We start from the raw sequence: 20,365 nt of genomic DNA, 5'->3' as shown, positions 1-20,365 counted from the left end.
ATTGCCTGGTCAACGAGGTTGCCAATGGCTGAACCACCCGGCCCGCGCGGCACGCAATTGTTCGCCGCCCTCAACGACTGGCGCAAGAACGGGCTCGTCGCGCTCGAGCACCTCGCGCAGCAATACGGCGACATCGTTTGCGCGAAATTTCCGGGCCGCCGCTTCTACATGCTCAACCATCCGGATTACATCCGGCACGTCCTGATCGACAATCGCGACAATTACCTGCGGTCCGAAGGCAGCAGGCGCGAGCGGCGGTTCTTCGGCAATTCCATGCAGGTGAACAACGGCGACGAAGCCCGCCGCCTGCGCCGGATCATCGGCCCGATGTTCCAGCAGTCGCTGATGGCGCGCGACTATTGCAGGGTGGTCGTCGACCTGACGCGCTCGGTGGTGGACGGCTGGACGACGTTTCCGAGCGCCACGCTGATGGATGAGCTCATGCAGGTCGCGCTGAGCGCCAGCGTGCAGATTCACTTCGGCACCCGGCCGGGCGCGGAAACTGACGAGCTCGCGACGCTGTTCCGCGAGGCCGATGAATTTCGCACCCACGCCGCCCTGCCCGAGTGGGTTCCCACCACCGTCAACCGCAAATACCTGCGTGCGATCGAGCGGCTCAACCGCGACGTCTTCGCTCGCATCAAGGCTCGGCGTGCCTCTGGTCCGGTCGGAGCCGATCTGCTCTCCGCCTTCGTATCGCTACCGGACGAGGGCCTGACCGATGTCGAGATCCGCGACTCGCTGGTGAGCACGACCGCCGCAGGTGCCGACGGCATCGGTATCGCCCTCAACCAGACCATCCGTCAGATCGCGTTGAACCCCGCCATCGACGACGCGCTTCACGCCGAAGCGGCAGAGGTGCTGGACGGTCGGCCCGTCCGCTATGACGACCTCGTCAACCTTCCCTATGCCGAGCAGGTGGTGAAGGAAGCGCTGCGGCTGGTGCCGCCGTCGGGCGCCATGGTGCGCATCGCGGCCGGCGCAGACGAGATCGGCGGCTGGCGGATTCCGCGGGGCTCGCGAATGCTGATCTCGTCCTGGGTGATGCATCGCGACGCACGCTGGTTCGGCGATCCCTACAGCTTCAAGCCGGAGCGTTGGACCGCTGAGTTCGAGCGCAGCCTGCCGACCTGCGCCTACCTGCCGTTCGGGCGCGGCCCCCGCACCTGCATCGGCGCTCCGATGGCGACCCTGATGCTGCGCCTGATGTTGGTGACGATTGCGCAGAGACACCGGCCGCGCGCGACCGATCCCGAACGCGCCATCAAGATCCGCCCCTTCAACCGCGCCGACGACTATCTGCCGGTCGTTCTCGAAGCGAGGTAGCGCGGCGCTGCTCCTGAGAGCACGCCAATATTGCTGAGCTGCTGAGACGTACGACCTCTCCGGAGCGATCTCAGCCGCGCTTCGCCGCCACGGCCCGCGCCCCTTCGGCGGATGATTCGTTCCTCGCCTTCTGCCGTTCACGCAGCAGCGCCTTGGCCTCAGGCGACATCGCCTGCAGCCGCACCAGCGCCTGTGCGATCTGCTGCGTCAGCCCGGGCCGCTCCTCCAGCGACATGATGGCCATCGCCAGCTGTTCGACCGTCGGCCCGGCGAACAGCGTGCGCATCGGCAGCTTGACCTTGAAGGCCTGCCGCAACGTGGCGAGCAGCGACGCCGCCTGCAGCGACTGACCACCGAGATCAAAGAAGTTATCGGTCACGCCGACAAGCGGCAGACCCAGCACGTCCTGCCAGATCGCGGCGATCGCCTGCTCGATCGAGTTGCGCGGCGCCACGCGCGTCCGATCCGGCGCCGCGGCAGCGTCGGGTGCCGGCAGACTCTGGCGGTCGATTTTGCCATTGGGCGTCAGCGGCAGAGCATCGAGCACCATATAGGCCGACGGCAGCATGTAGCCCGGCAACAGCGCGCTCAGCGCTTCCTGCATGGTCTGACGGAGGTTCGCATCCGGCGTGCCGCTCGGTACCACGTAGGCGACCAGTCGCGGATGGCCGGCGTAGTCAGCCTTCACCACGACGGCATCGGCGACGGCCGGCATGGTTCGCAGTGCTGCCCCGATCTCGCCGAGCTCGACGCGGAAGCCGCGGATCTTGACCTGCTGGTCGAGACGGCCGAGGAACGCAAAGCCGGCAGCGGTGCTGCGCACTTCATCCCCGGTGCGATAGGCCCGCGCGCCGGGTCCACCAAAGACATCGGGCACGAAGCGCTCCGCGGTCAATCCGGGCTGCCCGCGATAACCTCGCGCCAACCCATCTCCGGCAATCAATAGCTCGCCGGGCACGAAGGGCGGCGCCAGCTCCAGTGCGGCGTCCGCGACATAGACCGACGTGGCCGCAATCGGACGGGCGAGCACCGCAGTGTCCGCCGCCGTATTCACCGCACCGGCCAGCGACCAGATCGTCGTCTCGGTGGGACCATACAGATTCCAAAGCCCGCGACTGCGCGCCAGCAGCTCGGCGGCGAGATCGGCCGGCAGGGCCTCGCCGCCCGACCACACCGAAAGGTCCGGCGCGCCGGCCCATCCCGCGGCAATCAGCATCCGCCACGTCGCCGGCGTCGCCTGCATCACCGTTGCGCGCTCGCTTGTGATGAGGTTGGCAAGCTCCTCCGCATCCGCGGCCTGATCCGCACTCGCAAGGACGAGCCGCGCTCCGACCGTCAGCGGCAGTAGCAATTCAAGCGCGGCGATGTCGAAGGACAACGTCGTGACCGCAAGCAGCGTATCCTCGCGGGACAATCCTGGCGTCGCGGCAAAGCTTCTGATGACGTTGACGAGAGCGCCATGGGTGACCTGCACCCCCTTGGGTCGGCCGGTCGAGCCGGAGGTGAAGATGACATAGGCCAGATTGCCCGGCTGGACGGCGGCGCCGGGCCGCACGACATCGCCGGCTTCATCGACGAGATCGGCGAGCGCCAGCAGCGGCCGCTCGGACATATCCGCGTCGGCCAGTTCGGCCGCAAGCGTCCGCCCGGTGAGCACCGCGCGCGGCGAGCTTTCCGCCAGCATCAGTTCGAGCCGCGCGCGTGGAAAACGCGGGTCCAATGGGACGTAGGCCGCGCCCGAGCCGAGAACGCCGAGCAGCGCGACGACCATATCGACGGACCGGTCGAGACAGATCCCGACGAGATCCTCCGAACCAAAACCGCGCTGAATCAAGGCCGCCGTCACACGTCCAGCCCTGGCGATGAGCTGGCGATAGGTCAGCACGTCGTCGCCGCAGACGATGGCCGTGCGATCCGGGTCCCGTGCCGCCATCGCCGCGATCTGGTCGTGCAGGGAGGTCCAGCTGTCGCCTTCGGCGATTTTGCCGGAAGCCTGAATCAAGCCATCGCACTCGCGCGGTGGGAAACTATCGAAGGCCTCGAGCGGCCGCAGCGGGTTCTCGATGGTTGCCAGCAAGGTGCTGCGGCCATGCGCCAGAACGCACACCACGCCTTCGCGCGAAAACCGCTTCGCATCGTAGACGAGCCGCACGTGCAGGCCATCGCCGGGCATGACGAAGCAGGTCAGCGGGTAATGCGTCCGCTCGACTGCGGCGAGGTCGCGCACGGTGAAATCGGCGAGCGGCGCGACGGTATCGCCGAGCGGGTAGTTCTGAAACACCAGGATGCTGTCGAACAGCGGCGTTCCTCGCGGCAGGTCGGCAAGCTGCTGGACGTCGACCAGACGGCTGTGCTCGTACTCGGCCAATACGGCGCGGGCGGCATCGGACCGCGCGGCGAGCTGCAGCAGAGGGCATCCGGCCGGCACGTCGACACGCAACGGCAAGGTGTTGATGAAAAGGCCGACGGTCGTCTCGATGCCGCTCAACGGTGCCGACCGCCCCGCGAGCGTCACGCCGAAGACGACATCGCGCCGGCCGCTGAAGCGCGCGACGAGATGAGCCCACCACGCCTGGATGACAGCGGCCAGCGTCACATTGCCACTGCGCGCCAAGGCGGAGAGCGCCGTGGTTTCCGCGTTCGAGAGAACGAATTCGATCTCGCCGTGCGTCTCCCCCGCGGACGCCGCAAGCTCCGGGCCCGCCGCAGCCGGCAGCTGCATGGTGCTCGGCGTCTCCAGGCCTTGCAACAACTCGCGCCAATGCGCCCGGGCCGTGCTGTCGTCGCGGCGAGACAGCCAGACCAGATAGTCCGAGTAGGCCGCTGACGACGCGACGGGCGCGGGCGTTCCTTCGGTCAGCGCGCGATAATGAGCGATGACATCGCCGAGCACCAGCGGCAGCGACCAGCCGTCGAGCAGCAGATGATGGTGCGACCACAACAGGCGCCAGCTGCGCTCCGCGATCTGGACGACGGTGACCCGCATCAGTGGCGGACGATCGAGCTGGAAGCCGCGCGCCCGATCGTCGCGCAGCATCTGTCGCCAACGCGTGTCGGCATCGTCATTTCGCCAATCGAGCCAGCTGATCGGGCAGCGCAGCCCATGATGCATGATGGAATAGCTGCGGCCGTCGCGCACACCGCGATGAAACGATGCCCGCAACGCGTCGTGACGCGCGAGCGTCCGGTCCCACGCGGCTTCGAACGCGCGCCGGTCGATGCGACCGTCGATCGCGGCGGTGATCTGCTGCACATAGACGCCAGGCTGGTCGTCATCCAGCGCGTGAAACAGCAGGCCGTCCTGCAGCGGCGACGGCGGCAGAATCGTCTGCGTATCGGGATGCTCAGCGAGCAGCGCATCCAGCTCGTCGTCCGCCAGTTGCAGCAGCGGAAAGTCCGACGGAGCAGCGGCAGCGGCCGGATCAGACGCCATCAGCGTCTTGAGGCTGAGCACCATGTCCGCGGCCCGCCGCTCGACCGCGGCCCGCGGGATCATCCCGCCCGGGAAGATCCAATCGATGATCAACTCGCCATCGCTCACGCGCGCGATCAGTTCGAGCAGATAGTGCCGCTCGCCGTGCGGATCATGGTCATGACCGCACGACTCCGGCGCCGGCTGGATGCCGATGGCGGAAACCTGATCCTTCTTTCCGGCGTCGACATGGCCGAGGAAATTGAACGCGATATCACGCCGCGGCAGCGCCGCCAGCTGGGCCCTGACGTGCGGGTCGGGAGACAAATGGAGCAAGGCACCAAAATCCGCGCCGTTCGCACTCAGCGCACGAAGGCAGCGCTTGACCGATCGCAGCAGATCGCCGCCGCGCGATCCGGCGGGACGTTGCAGGCAGACAGGGTACAGCGCGGTGAACCAGCCGACCGTGCGGGACAAATCCAGGCCGGACCGTTCCGTGTCCGCCATCTCCTCGCGGCCATGACCTTCCAGATCGAGCCACAGCGACGACGCTGCGTCATCCGGCGACAAGGCGTCGAGGAAGGCAGCCAAGAGCATTTCCTCCGGCCGCGTCCGCAGCAGGGTCGGTGCCGTGCGCAGCAACGCCGACGTCTCCGTCGCGGTGAGCCTCACCCGCACCTTGTCCGCGTCCTTGACGAGATTGCTGGCAGGCGCCGACGGGACGAGACCGCCCTCGGCAAACCGCTCGATCGCAGACGCACCATGTTGCCCAACCAACGCGAGCCACGGTGCAGTGTCAGCAGAACGCGCTCGTGCATCGATGCTCGAAACCCATTCCGAATAGGAGTTGGATGCCGGCGGCAATTGGATGCGATCGCCAAGCATCACCTGCCGCAGAGCGGTCGCGAGATCCTCGAGCAGGATCCGCCATGACACGGCGTCGACGACGAGGTGGTGCAGCACCAGCAGCAGCCGGCCCGGCTCGTTGTCCCGCGTGAAATGGACCGCCCGGCCGACGGGACCAACGTCCAGATCCAAGCCGGCCTGAGCCAGTTCGGCGCGCGCGGTGAGCTCGTTCTGCCAGTCATGAACCGCCGAGAGATCGACAGCCTCAAACGCGATGCCGGTCGCAGCGTCCGCGGACTCATAGCGCTGCTGCCATCCTGTGTCCGTGCGACGGAAGCGCAGGCGTGTCGCGTCGTGGATAGCGGCGACGGCGCGAACGGCGCGCTCGGCCTGCTCGGCGGTCAGCGCCGCCGGGACCGTAAGCAGGACCGACTGATTCCAATGCGATACCCGACCGGCGGCGAGCCCGGCTGCGGCGATCGCATCGAGGCGCGCCAGGAAGTCGCGCTGGATCGGCGCGAGCGGGACGATGCCGGCAGCAGCACGCGACGCTGCCGTCGACATGTCCCCGTTGAGCGGCACGAGCTGCGGTGCGAGCCGTGCAATCGTTGGATGCTCGAGGATGCGCCGCGGCGACAGCCGCCAGCCAGCGCTGCGTAGCCGCGACACGATCTGCAGCGCCATGATCGAGTCGCCGCCGAGCTCGTAGAAATCGTCGCTGATGCCGATTTGAGGCGATCGGAGCACATCGGCAAAGATGTCTGTCAGCAGCCGCTCGACGTCGCTGCGCGGAGGAACGTGGCTGCGCGCCGGACGGATCGCCGCGACATCCGTGCTCGCAACGGCCAGAGCCCTGCGGTCGATCTTGCCGCTCGTGGTCTGCGGCAAGACATCATGGTGCACGAAGCTGACCGGAATGAGCGCCCGTGGCAGCCGGTCAACGAGATGATTGCGCAGATCGTCAGCGGCAGTGGCAGCACCGACGATATGGGCCACCAGCCGTTGCCGCGCACCGTCGTCGATCAGCAGCGTCACCGCCTCTTGCACAGCGGCGTGCGAGCGCAGCGCCGCGTCGATCTCGCCGAGTTCGACCCGTTGGCCGTGGAGCTTGACCTGATCATCGGCCCGGCCACGAAACTCGAGGGCCAGCGCGGGATCACCCTCTGTCACGTTCACCCAGCGCGCGCGATCTCCGGTCGCGTAGAGCCGCGCCCCGGCTTCGCCCGTGAGCGCGTCGGGGACGAAGCTCGCGGCGGTCCAGCCGGGACGCCCTGCATAGCCGCGAGCCAATCCCACGCCGCCGAGATGGAGTTCTCCGTCGGTCCCTGCCGGGACGAAACTCCGGGCCGCCTCGTCGAGTACGAATGCCGCTGTGCCGTCGACCGGTTGGCCGATGGCAACAAGCTCATGCTCGGCGCGGACGACGCAAGAGGTCGCGTCGATGGTGGTCTCGGCAGGTCCATAGAGATTGACGAGCTCGAGACCCGGGTGGATCGCCAGCGCACGTCTTGCAAGGTCGCGCGACAACGGCTCGCCGCCGACGAACAGACGGCGCAGCATGTCGCAGCGGCTCCACTCCGGGACATCGAGCAGCGCGCGCAGGAGCGTCGGCACGAGCTGCAGGACAGTGATGCGCTCGTCGCGGATCATGCGCACGAGATGGTCCGCATCACGATGCGACCCATCCGGCACCAGCACCAGCGACGCGCCTTCGACCAATGGCGCCCAGAATTCCCAAACCGACGCATCGAACGCGACCGGCGTCTTCTGCAGCACACGGTCACCAGGACCGAGCGGAAACGCGCGGCGCATCCAGGCCATGTGGTTCGCGATGGCGCGGTGCGTGATCTGCACGCATTTCGGCCGCCCCGTCGAACCCGAGGTCGAGATGATGTAGGCCAGATTGTCGGGCAGAACGGCAACCGCCGGCGCGGCCGATCGCTGCGCCGCGAGCAGATCTTCGGACAATGGAATGATCTCGACACCCGCCGGCCACGTGCGCCCAGCCGTCGTGTCATCGACGATGATCGCTCGTGCGCCTGCATCCGCGAGCACCTCTGCGGTTCGCGTGCGCGGCTGCTCGGCTTCGAGCAGCAGATAGGCAGCCCCCGCGCGCAGAATGGCAAGCAAAGCCACTACACGATCGCAGGACGATCCCGTGCACACCGCGACGACGGCATCCGGCCGGATGCCGCGCGCGAGCAGCAGATGCGCGAGCTGGTTGGCGCGCCGGTCGAGCTCGGCGAATGTGAGCGATTGATCGCCGGCGACCACTGCCACCGCATCGGGCGTACGCGCCATCTGGTGGCCCACGAGCTCGGGCAGACAGGCTGGGGCCGACGCCTGGGGAGCGCGGCCGGCGGCGATCAACGCATCTGCTTGATCAGCGTCGAGGACACCGGTCGCACCGACATCCTCATCGGTATGATGGGCGAGATGCTTCAGCACACGGCCATAGATGCCGGCGTAGCTCGCGCCCTGCGCCTCGGTGATGACGTTGGTGTCGAGATCGAGGCTGCCCGCGAGCGCTCGGGCTTCCACCGTGAGGCCGAAATTCACTGCGAGCGTGAAGCCGGTTTCTTCGAACCCGCGCGCACCCAGCACCCGAAACGCATCGTGCATCCGCAGCGCCTGTTCGAAGACGTGGAAATGCACGAAGTTGAAATCGGTCTCGAACAGCGCCTGCCCGGCCAGGCGCTGGATTTCCGCCAGCGGGAAGCGACGGTGGCTGGCGATCCGCTTCTCCACCTCGTGCACCTGCGCCACGAGCGCGCGCCAATTGCCGCTATCGACGCGGAGCCGGAACGGCAACGTCCCGAGGAACAGGCCGAGCACGCGCTCGCCATCCTGCCGCTCCGGCCGTCCGTTGGTCACCAATCCCGTAACGACGTCGCTCTCGCCGCAAATGACGCTGAGGGCACGCACATGCGCCGCAAGCAGAACGGTGCGAAGCGGCACCGCGCACTCACCGGCCAGTTGCTCGAGCCGCATGGACGTTTCAGCCGCGATCGGAATCGCAAACGAGCGCACACGCCGTTGCGGCGCGGCGTCATGGGGACGTGGCAGCCTCGGCAGCAGCGTCGGGCGGGCGCCCTCGACATAGTCCGACCAGAAGCGCCGCTCGTCCGCGTCGGTGAGCATCTCACGCTCGTTCGCGATGTAGTCGCGGAAGGTTGCGGTCGGGGGCGGCGGGAGCGGTGCAACGGGGTATCCGAGCCGCTCCGCATACGCTGCAAACAGCTCGGTGAGCAGCGTCGCGACACTCCAGCCATCGAGAATGGCGTGATGGAAGCTGAGGCTGAACTGGAACATCGACGCCGAACGACGGTGGACCTGCACGCGCAGCAGCGGAGCCTGCGCGAGCTCGAACGCATGCGCGGTCTCGGCGCGCCCCCAGGTCTCGATGCGCAGATCCTGCCCCGCTGCGCTCAATGCCGTGAGGTCATCGACGGCCAGCGGAATTGTCGCCTTGCGATGAATGAGCTGAAGCGGCTCAGGTCCGAGCCCGATCCGTATGCTCGATCGCAGTATGTCGTGCCGCGCGACGACGACAGCCAAAGCGTCCTTCAGGGCGTCGTGATCCCACGGCGCCTGCAGATGATAGCTCATCACGTCGTGGTAGGTGGTCGCGGTGTCAGCATCGAGCGTCTCCAGCAGCATGCCATGCTGCAGGCGCGTCAGCGGATAGGCCGCTTCCACATCGCCATCCAGTGCGCCGGCGACCTCTGGTGCGACAAGCTCGAACGGGCCGATGGGCCGCTCAACGGACCCGGCGGCCGAGCCCGCAGCGAGATGCGCGGCAAGCGCGGCCACGGAGGGATGGCTGAAGAGATCGCCGAATTCGAGCGCGACACCCGCCGCACGTGCATGCGACAGCACGCGGATGCTGCGGATCGAGTCGCCGCCGAGTGCGAAGAAATTGTTGTCCACGCCAACATGGTCGAGTTCCAGCCCGGCGGCAAAGGCGGCGGCGAGAACGCGCTCGATGTCGTTGCTCGGCCCCATGGACGCCGTCGCGCGCGTGCATTGCGCGCTCTCCGGCGACGGAAGGGCGCGGCGATCGATCTTGCCGTTGACGGTCAGGGGCAGCTGGTCGAGCAGCACGAACAGTGACGGGATCATGTAGTCGGGCAGTCTGCGGGCGAGTTGCTCGCGCAGCAGCGCGACCGAGACGGATCCGCGCGGGACGACATAGGCGATCAGACGCTGCTGCCCCGACTGTGCCGCGGCAAACGCCTGCACCGTCGTCATGGCCACGGCCGGACTATCGAGCAGCGCCGCTTCGATCTCCCCGAGTTCGATGCGGAAGCCGCGCACCTTCACCTGCTGGTCGATACGGCCGAGATATTCGACATCGGCCGCGCTCTGCCGCACGAGATCACCGCTGCGGTACAGGCGCTGGCCACCGGGCCCGGGCAGGAACCGCTCCGCCGTCAGCGCTGCACGATGCAGATAGCCGCGCGCAACGCCGGCCCCTCCGACGAAGAGCTCGCCGACCACGCCTTGCGGCAAGGACAGGCCGAACGGATCGAGCACCGTCAGAGACAGATCGGCCAACGCATCGCCGATGACGCTGCCGGAAGCGGTTGCGAGATCGGCTTGGCGGATACATCGCTCCGTCACGTGCACGGTCGTCTCGGTGATCCCGTACATGTTGGTCAGGACCGGCCGCACCTCGCCCCGCCGCGCAATCCAGTCGCGCAGCTCTTCAAGCTGGAGGGCCTCGCCGCCGAAGATGACATGACGCAGCGCCAGCGGTGGCGGCTGGTCGCCCTGCTGCCGCGCCGCGTCGACCGCGGCGAGTTGCCGGAACGCGGAGGGCGTCTGGTTCAGGATCGTCACGCGCTCGCGCCGGAGCAGCTCATGCATCCGCTCCGGCGAGCGGCTGACGTCATGCGGCACGACGACGAGGCGTCCGCCATGCAGCAGCGCGCCCCAGAGCTCCCAGACCGAGAAATCGAAGGCCACCGAGTGGAACAACATCCAGACGTCGTCGGCGCTCGGCGCGAAACTTTTTTGCGTCACGTCGAACAGGCGGATCACGTTGGCGTGCGTGACCACGCAGCCCTTGGGCCGGCCGGTCGAGCCTGAGGTGTAGATCACGTAGGCCGCATTCGCCGGCGAGATGACCGCTGGCGGAGCGATCGCCGGATGCCGCGCAATCGACGCCGCGTCACGATCGAGGACGACGACCGATGCCGTGCCGCGCGCCGCCGGATCGAGCGCATCGAGCAGCGCGGACTCGGTGACGATCAGTTTCAGACCGGCGTCAGCGACGGTGCTGCCGATGCGCTCGACCGGAGCGCGGGGATCGATCGGCACATAGGCGGCGCCAGCCTGCAAAATGCCGAGGATCCCCACGACAACGTCCACGGTCCGTTCGAGATACAGACCGACCAGCGACTCCGGACCGGCCCCCGCCTCCCGAAGGTGATGAGCAAGACGGCCGGCGCGCGCGCTGAGCTCGCGATAGCTCAGCCCGCTGTCGCCACAGCTGACGGCGATCCGGTCGGGATGGGCCGCCGCGGCCCTGGCAAAGCGCTGCGGCAGGGTGTCCTCTCGACCAAACACGGGTGCCGGCAACGGCAAGCGTTGCGGGGATGGCACGAGGCTCCAGTCATCGACCGTTTCGACCGCGCCGCTGGACAAGCTTTCCAGCAGATATTGCAGCGATACGAGCATCGCCGCCGCGGCGGCGTCGCTGATGCGACGGCGATCAAACAGGGCACGCACACGCAGCTGCCGCCCTGGCACGACGGACAAGGACAAGGGATAATGCGTCCGCTCGACACCCCGCGTTGCGGCCACCTCGATGTCGCGGAATCCCTGCGCCAGGGCTTCGTCGACGGGATAGTTGTCGAAGGCGATCAACGTTTCGAACAGCGGCACGCCCTGCTCGACGCCGCTTTCACGCTGAATGTCGACGAGCCGGCAATGATCGAACTCGCGCAGCGCAAGCTGCTGATCCTGCAATGCGTGCAGCCAGTCGATCACCGGCACGCCGCTCTGGATCCGAACCCGCTGCGGCAGCGTGTTGATGAACAGGCCGATCATGCGATCGGCGCCTTCCAGCTCCACGGGGCGGCCGGCCATAGTGACGCCGAACACGATGTCGTCGCTATGCGCGTAGCTTGCAAGCAGGCGGGCCCAGGCGCCTGTCAGAACGGAGTTGACCGTCAAGCGATGCTTGCGCGCAAAGGCCTCGATCGCAGCTGTGGCAGCTTCTGACAAGGACAGCACGGCTTCGCCCGCGGCCTCGAACTCGTCCGTGATCGTGCCGGCGGGCGCGGCTGGCAGCGACAGCCGCGTCGGAGTGGTGAAATCGGCAAGCGCCGCGCGCCAGAAAGCGTCGGCACGGATGCGGTCCTGGCGCTGCAGCCACGCGATGTAGTCGCGATAGGGCCGCCTCACCGCGGGTTCCACGGCGGTGCCCTGTCGTCGCGCCTCATAGCCATCCAGCACCTCGCGCAGCACGAGGCCGATGCACCAGCCGTCGAGCAGGACGTGATGATGCGTCCACAGGAAGTGCCAGTGCCGGTCGTCACGTCGCACCAAGGTGACGCGCATCAGCGGCGCACGATCGAGCGCCATCCCGCGGCGCCGATCGTCCCGCAGCAGCTCGGCGAGACGCAGCTCCTGCGCGGATGTATCGATGCCGCGCCAATCCTGCACGGCAACCTCGATCTCGGCGGTCGGAAGCACCACGACATGCGGCTCGGCGAGACCTTCCCAGACGAATCGGCCGCGGAAGATCGCATGCCGCCGCACGAGATCGCGCCATGCCAGCTCGAAGGCGCCGATGTCGAGGTCGCCGCGCAGCTCGCCGTGAAGCTGCTGCAGATAGAGGTCGCTGTTGGGAGCAGCCAAGGCATGGAAGAACAGGCCTTGCTGCATCGGCGACAGCACATGCAGGTCCTCGATCGGTCCGCACGCCTGCTCCAGCCGCATAAGAGCGTCGCTGGTGATGCGGCTCAGCGGGAAATCCGACGGGGTATGCGCGCCTGCCCCGGGCTGAAGGCAGTGGTCGATCAGCGCTCGCAGCTGCCGCTCGAAGCCATCGGCGAGTCGCACGATGGTGTCGCGGTCATGCAAGGCCTCGGAGTACTGAAACGACGTCACAAGCTCGCCGCGACGGACCATCGCGACGATGTCGAGCACATGGCTGCGCAACTCGTCGCCGTGCTGGCCCTGCCCGGACGGCAGGTCCGTGAGCCTGAGCAGCGCGCCATCGTCATGGGCCTGATCGAACTGGCCGAGATAGTTGAACGTCACCTTCGGCTGCGGCACCCGCGCGAGCCGATGCTGCAGATCACGGTCCTCGGAATACGCAACCATCAGACCGAAGGGCGTGCCGTTCGACGGGATCTGTCGTAGCTGCTCCTTGACCGCGCACAGCGTTGCGCCCACGCCACCAACGGAAGGCAATTCAAGACTGACCGGGTAGACGCTGGTGAACCAGCCGAGCGTGCGCGACAGATCGAGGTCGAGGCCCGGCAGCGCCTCGCGTCCGTGGCTTTCGAGATCGAGCAGGACCCGCGGCACGCCGGTCCACTCCGCCAGCGCGGCGGCACAGGCCGCGACCAGCGGCTCCTGGGCACGCGTGTTGTAGGCCTTCGGAACCTTGCGGAGCAGCGCCGCGGTTATCTCGGCATCGAGCACGATGTCGACGCTGTTCAGGCTGGCCGCGATGTTGGCTACGGTGGCATCAGGACGATCGATCGGGAGCGCCGGCGGCTCACGATCGGCGAGCGCGAGCCAATAGTCGACCGGTAGCGCTGCGGTCGCGGCGTAGCCAGCGAGGCGTCGGGCCCAGGTGGCGAACGACACGCTCCTGACGAGCGGCTCGAGCGGGCGCCCCTCGAGCTGCTCCTTCAGCCGCTGCTGCAACCCTTCGGTGAGAATGCGCCACGACACGCCGCCGATCACGAGGTGATGCGCGACCAGCAACAGATGCGACGGCTCACCCACCGAGCGGGACGGGAAAATCACCGCGCGGGCCAGCGGGCCACTGGCGAGATCCAGTCCGGCCTGCGCCTGCTCGGCGAACGGCGCGGTCCACTGCAGCAGCGCATCGCGCGTCGACGGCGCATCCGCCGGCACGGAGGCGACGACGCAAGGCAGCGGCTCCGTGGTCGTGCCGGCGTCGGGCAACCGCTGCGTCGGACCATCAGCACCTTCATAGCGCAGTCGCAGCGCGTCATGCTCTCTCGCCGCGGCATGCAAGGCCTGCTGCAACATATCGGGCGTCACACGCGGATCGACCTCGAGGACGACCGACTGATTCCAGCGGTTGCGATGCGCCAGGCCGCGCGCGAAGAACCAGCGCTGGATCGGCGTCAGTGGCACGTCGCCAGGTGCGGCCTCCGCCGACTCCACGCCCGCCGCCACCGCGACCGCCGCAAGCTCGCGCACCGTCGGATGTTCGAACAGGTTGCGGGGCGAAATGCGCAGGCCAGCGGCGAGCGCTCCCGACACGATCTGCAGGCTGAGAATCGAGTCGCCGCCCAGCGCGAAGAAGTTGTCGTCGATGCCGACCTGCTTCAGCCCGAGCACCTTGGCGAACAGCCAGCACAGCAGATCCTGCTGCGGCGTGTGCGGCGCTTCCGGCGCGGCTGGCGCCAGGTCCGGGGCGGGCAGCGCCCGCCGGTCGAGCTTTCCGCTCGTGGACAAAGGCAGCCGATCGAGCACCACGATCGCGGCCGGAACCATGTAGTCCGGCAGCGTCCGGCCGAGCTGCGCGCGCAGCCGCGCCGGATCGATGGTCTCGCCGGCCCGCGGGACCGCGTAGCCGACCAGGCGCTGATGTCCCGCAACATCCTCGCGCGCGATCACGGCGGCCTGCGCCACCGACGGGCACGCGGCCAACGCGGCCTCGATCTCGCCCGGCTCAATCCGGAAGCCGCGGATCTTCAGCTGCGCATCGACGCGCCCGGCAAATTCCAGCAATCCGTCAGCAAGCCGGCGCGCGAGATCGCCTGTCCGGTACATGCGGCTGCCGGGAGGGCCAAAGGGATTGGCGACGAACCGCTCGGCCGTCAGCCCCGCATTGCCGCGATAGCCGCGGGCGAGACCGAGCCCGGCAATGTGGAGTTCGCCTGCCTCACCGGTCGCCACGGGATCGAGGCCGAAGTCCTTCGCGGTGTCGAGCACATGCAGGACGTAGTTCGGCATCGGCCGGCCGATCGGAACGTCGGCACCGACCTGCTCGCCGTCGACCGTGAAGGCGGCGGCATCGATGGTTGCCTCCGTCGGGCCATAGAGATTGGTGAGCCGCGTGACGGCGATGCGCTCGGAGAGCTGACGCACGAAGCCGGTGGTCAACGCTTCGCCGCCCAAGGCGAGATGCTGCAGTCGCAATCCGTTGGGTGCGCCGGCGAGCACGGAGCCAAGGAAGGAGGGCACGCAACTCATGAAGGTGACGCGATCGCAGACCATCTGCTGCCAGAAGGCGGCGGGCTGCTCCCTCGTCGCGTTGCTGACGATGATGGCGGCACCACCGCCGACCAGCGGCAGCAAGGTCTGCTCGATCGCCGCATCGAAGGCGCTGGAGATGACGAGCGCCGATCGGAAGTCCGCTCCCACGGCGAAGTCATCGCGCAGCGCGACGAGCTTGTTGGCGAGGCCGGCATGCGTGATCACCACGCCCTTTGGCGTCCCCGTCGAACCGGACGTGTAGATCACGTAGGCGGCGTTCTGCGGATCGAGGCGTGACGCCGGCGCGGTGGCGGGGCGCTTCGCGAGCGCCGGCTGATCGGCATCGAGCAGGATGAGACTACGCGGCGCGTCGGACCCGCACAATCGATAGCGCAGGCCTGCGTGGGTGACGAGCGCCGATGCACCGGCATTGTTCAGCATGAAGCCGATGCGGTCATCCGGATAGCTCGGGTCGAGAGGCAGATACACCCCGCCCGCCTTCAGAATGCCGAGCAGGCCGACCAGCAATGCCGGCGAGCGCTCGACGCAGAGACCGACCACGGTTTCGGGTCCCACGCCGAGATCGTGCAGATGATGCGCCAATTGGTTGGCGCGGGCCTCGAGAGCGGCATAGCTGAGGCTCTCGTCCCCGTCGACGACAGCGATCGCATCGGGGCTTTCAGCTGCCTGAGCGGCAAACAGGTCGGGGAACGTGACCGGCGGCAGGTCTCGCGCGGTATCGTTCCACGCGGCCAACTCTGCTGCGCGACTGCCTTGCTGGTCAGCCAGCGGCGGAACAGCCCAGTCGGCGAGGCGTCGCGGCAGATCGTACGCAGGCTTCGCGACGACGTCACGCAACAGGCCTGCAACGTTGCTCAGGATGCGTGCGCCTACATCGTCGCTGAAGCGCGCGCGGTCGTAGTAGAGGCGCAATGTCAGGCCCGGGCCGGGAATGGCTGCGATCGCCAGCGGATAGTTGGTCCGTTCCAGGAAGGTCACCGGGCCGAGCGCGAGGCCGGCGGGCTGCTGCAGATTGGCGGGATCGACGGGATAGTTCTCGAACACCAGCAGCGTCTCGAACAGACGGTCGCCGACCCTGATCCCGCTCTCACGCTGAATGTCGACCAGCCGCGCATGCTCATGGACGCGCATCGCCGCCTGCTGGGCCTGCAGCTCGCGCAGCCATGCACCGAGCGGCGCGTCGGCGTCGAGGCGGACGCGCATCGGCAGCGTGTTGATGAACAGGCCGATCATGTGCTCGAAGCCTTCGAGCTCGGATGGCCGTCCCGACACCGTCACGCCGAACACGACGTCATCGCTATGCGAACAGGCCGCAAGCACGCGCGCCCAGCACGCCGAGACGACGGTGTTCAGCGTGACATGCTGGCTGCGCGCCCACTCCTGCAGCGCGGTGGTCTCCTCGACGGCGAGCACGAGATCACGCTCGCCGGTGCCTGTCGCAGCAGCCCGGCCAGGCGCAGCGCCTTGCAGCGCATCGAGCCGATTCGGCGCCTTGAATCCTTGGAGATAGCCGCGCCAGAACGTGCGCGCCGCCTCCGCGTCCTGCGTCGCCAGCCACGCGATGAAGTCACGATAGGGCCGGCGCTGCGGCAGCACCGGATCGACGCCGCGCCGATAGGCGTCATAGGCGGCCAGCACTTCGCCAACCACCAGCGTCAGACACCAGCCATCGAGGATGAGGTGGTGATGCGTCCAGATCCAGTGCCATCGGCCCGGCGCAAGCTGCAGCAGAATCACCCGCATCAGCGGCGCCTGGCGGAAATCGAAGCCGCGCGCGCGATCGCGACCGAGCAGCGCGGCCAGCCGCGCCTCCTGCTCGGACGGCGCCAGTTCGCGCCAATCCTCGTGGTCGAGCGCGAAGCGCACGTTGCGCGCCACGCGTTGCACCGCGCGCTCGCCGTCACGCCAGTGGAACGAGGTTCGCAGCACCGCGTGGCGGTCGATGACCGTCTGCCACGCCCGGGTGAAGGCGGTCACATCGAGATCGCCTTGCAGCGGGGCGTGCAGCTGCTCGACGTAGTGACCATCCTCGGGCGCGTACAGGCTCTGGAAGAGCAATCCTTCCTGCAGCGGCGTCAGCGCATATTCGTCTTCGATGTCGCCAGTCGCAGCTGGCACCGCGCGCGCAGGCGCGGCGGCCACAGCACCGGCACCACGGCGCCGGTCGCGCGCGGCGGACGCCGGCTTGGCGCGCCCGGCGAGGTCGCCGACGGTCTGACATTCGATCAGGTCGCGGCGGGCGACGCTGTATCCGGCGCGGCCGATGCGCGCGGCCATCTGCAGCATCATGATCGAATCGCCGCCGAGGGCGAAGAAGTTGTCGCGCAGGCCGACCCGCTCGACACCCAGCATCTCCTGCCAGATCGCGGCGATGCGCTTCTCGATCTCGGTGCGCGGTGCGACAAAAGTGTCGCGCGCAGTGTCCTGGCCGAAATCCGGCGCGGCGAGCGCACCGACGTCGAGCTTGCCGTTCTGAGTCAGCGGCAGGACATCGAGCAGGACGTAGGCTGCCGGCACCATGTAGCCGGGAAGAGCGGCGGCGCAGACCTCGCGCAGCGTGGCCGGCGAGCAGCGGTCCCGATCCGTCGCTACTCCGTAGACGACCAGCCGCGTCGTGCCGTCGTCGTCACGCGGCAGCACCGCCACGTCACGCAGGCCCGCCGCACGCAGCACCTGCTCGATCTCGCCGAGCTCGATGCGGAAGCCACGGATCTTGACCTGATTGTCGAGCCTGCCGAAGAAAGCAAGCCCACCGTCGCGGACCCAGCGCACGCGATCGCCGGTGCGATACAAGCGGCCCGTTCGATACGGATCCGGAATGAAGCGCTCGGCGGTCAGCTCCGGCCGGCCGAGATAGCCGCGGGCAACGCCGCGGCCGCCGACGAACAACTCGCCCGGTGTCCCGATCGGGACCGGCTGCAGCCGCGGATCGAGCACGATCAGCGATAGATCGTCGATCCCCAGACCGATCACGCTGGCCGCGCCGCGCGCGGTGTCCGCGACGCCAAGCCGACGGTGCGTGACATGCACCGTGGTCTCGGTGATGCCGTACATGTTGGTAAGGACGGGACGTTCGTCGCCGTGCCGCGCGAACCACGCGGACAGTTTGGCCGGGTCCAGCGCCTCACCACCAAAGACGACATGGCGCAGAGCCAGATTCCGGACGTCGGCGCTCGCCGCAGCAGCGCGCTCGTCGGCGGCATCGAACTGCGCGAATGCCGAGGGCGTCTGGTTGAGGACGGTCACCCGCTCCCGATCAACTAGTTCGCGGAATGCATCCGGAGTCCGACTGACGGTATGCGAGACGATGACGAGACGGCCGCCATAGAGCAGCGCGCCCCAGATCTCCCAGACGGAGAAATCGAACGCATAGGAGTGGAACAGCGTCCAGACGTCATCGCTGTTGAAATCGAAGGTGGCTGCGGTCGCGGTGAACAGCCCGGTCGCGTTGCCGTGCGTGACCACCACGCCCTTCGGCTTTCCGGTGGAGCCGCTGGTGTAGATCACATAGGCTGCATCGGATGCGGTGATCGCCACGTCGACGAAGGTCTCGGCGTCGCCATCATTGATGTCGTCGATGCGGATCACGGGGGCAGCGGGCACCGCTGCCCCCAGCGCTTCGGCGATCGACCCCGCCGCCCCATGCGTCACCGCTGCGGACACGTGGCTGTCGGCCAGCATGAAGGCCAGGCGCGCCGTCGGATAGGCAGCATCGAGCGGAACGTAGGCGGCGCCGGTGCGCAGGATGCCGAGGATAGCAACGACGAGATCGATCGAGCGCTCCACCGCGAGCGCCACGCGATCGCCGCGACGGACCCCAGCGCGTTGCAGGCGTCCGGCGAGGCTGGCAGAGCGCCTCATCAGCGCAGCATAAGTCAGCTGCTCGTCCTGCGATGACACCGCGACGCGATCCGGATAGCGCGCTGCTGTTTGCCGAAGCCATTCGGTCAGAGTGAGTTCGACGGATGAACTCAGTGCCGGCCCACGGCGCGGGCCCAGCAGTTCGTCGAGCTCCGCCGGAGCGACGACCGGCATGGTCGTGATGCGGGCCTGCGGATCCACACAGGCCGCGCGAATGACCTGCTCGAAGCTTGCGGCGAGACGCCGCACGGTTGCGGCATCGTAGAGATCGGTCGCGTATTCGATCCGCAGGTCGAGCCGCCGCGGCGTCTCCTCGCAGATCACGGTCATGTCGAACTTGGCCGTGTCGGTGAAGACCGGCAGGATGTCGATCGTCAATCCCGGCAGTTCGAGCTCGGCGCGCGGTGCATTCTGCAGCGCGAACATCAGATCGCAGAACGGGCGCCGGGCCGGCCGGCGCTCCGGCTTCAACGCGCTGACGAGCTTATCGAACGGAAGATCCTGATTGTCCCAGGCCGCCAGCGTGGTCTGGCGCACCCGGGCAACCAGCTCCGCGAAGCTGGGATCGCCGCTGACGTCGACGCGCAGCACCTGGGTGTTGACGAAGAAGCCGATCAGCGGCTCGATGTCGGCGTGGTTGCGGCCGGCCACCGGCGAGCCCAGGACGATCTCGTCCGCCTGCGTATGTCGTTGCAGCACGACCTTGAACGCGGCGAGCAGCACCATGAACAGTGTCGCGCCGAGGCTGTTGGCGAGCTGGCGCGCCGCGACGAGAACATCGAGCTCGAAACACTCCGTCGCCCCCCGCGTGCCCGGCACTGGCGGTCTCGGATAGTCGGGCAGCACTTCGGTCGCATGGACCGGAGGGCAAAGCTGTTCGCGCCAATAGCCGAGCTGGCGTGGCTCCAGCGTCTCCAGCCGCTCGCGTTCCCAATCGGCGAAATCGGCATATTGGATCTCGAGCGGCGGCAGCGCCGGACGGCCACCCGTCGCGAAGGCGCGGTAGCAGGTCGAGAACTCGCTCACGAAGATGCCCATCGACCAGCCGTCGGTGACGAGATGGTGCATGGTCACGAGCAGCACCGCGCTGCGATCGTTGAGATCGAAAATGACGGCGCGGATCAGGGGCCCGCAGGCGAGATCGAACGGGCGATGGATCTCGAGTCGAATGGCCTCCTGCAGCTCGCCTTCCGCGATCGCGCCTCCGGCACGGATCGCGACCGGCAGATGCGGATGGATGATCTGCAAGGTCTCACCCTGCGCGACATCGAAGGTCGTGCGCAGCATCTCGTGGCGGCCGATCAGCGCGTCGAGACTGAGCTGCAATGCGCGCCGATCCAGGACGCCGCGCAGGCGGAGCGCCGCGGGAACGTGATAGGCCGGATTGGCCGGATCGAGCGACACCTGCTGCCAGAGCCGCGCCTGCGCCGAGCTGAGCGGCGCGACCTCAACGGTCATGTCGAAATTGTCGGCGACGCTGCTCAT

2 protein-coding genes are annotated in these 20,365 nt (G+C 67.8%); one reads left to right on the top strand and one right to left on the bottom strand.

Annotated features, from left to right (window positions below; translation table 11 throughout):
- Positions 1-24 precede the first annotated feature (24 nt).
- On the top strand, positions 25-1,326 hold the full coding sequence (locus tag ACQR07_RS30935) for a cytochrome P450 (protein WP_434905852.1): 1,302 nt from the start codon (positions 25-27) through the stop codon (positions 1,324-1,326).
- Between the two features lie 70 nt (positions 1,327-1,396).
- Here ACQR07_RS30935 and ACQR07_RS30930 read toward each other — a convergent pair whose 3' ends face one another.
- Complete coding sequence (locus tag ACQR07_RS30930; RefSeq protein ID WP_434905851.1) at positions 1,397-20,365, bottom strand: non-ribosomal peptide synthase/polyketide synthase; 18,969 nt, start codon at positions 20,363-20,365, stop codon at positions 1,397-1,399.

This window comes from Bradyrhizobium sp. HKCCYLS20291 (assembly GCF_051167715.1).
GTDB lineage: Bacteria > Pseudomonadota > Alphaproteobacteria > Rhizobiales > Xanthobacteraceae > Bradyrhizobium.
The sequence above is the reverse complement of the archived record's forward strand: the minus strand, read 5'-3'. Positions and strand labels throughout refer to the sequence as shown.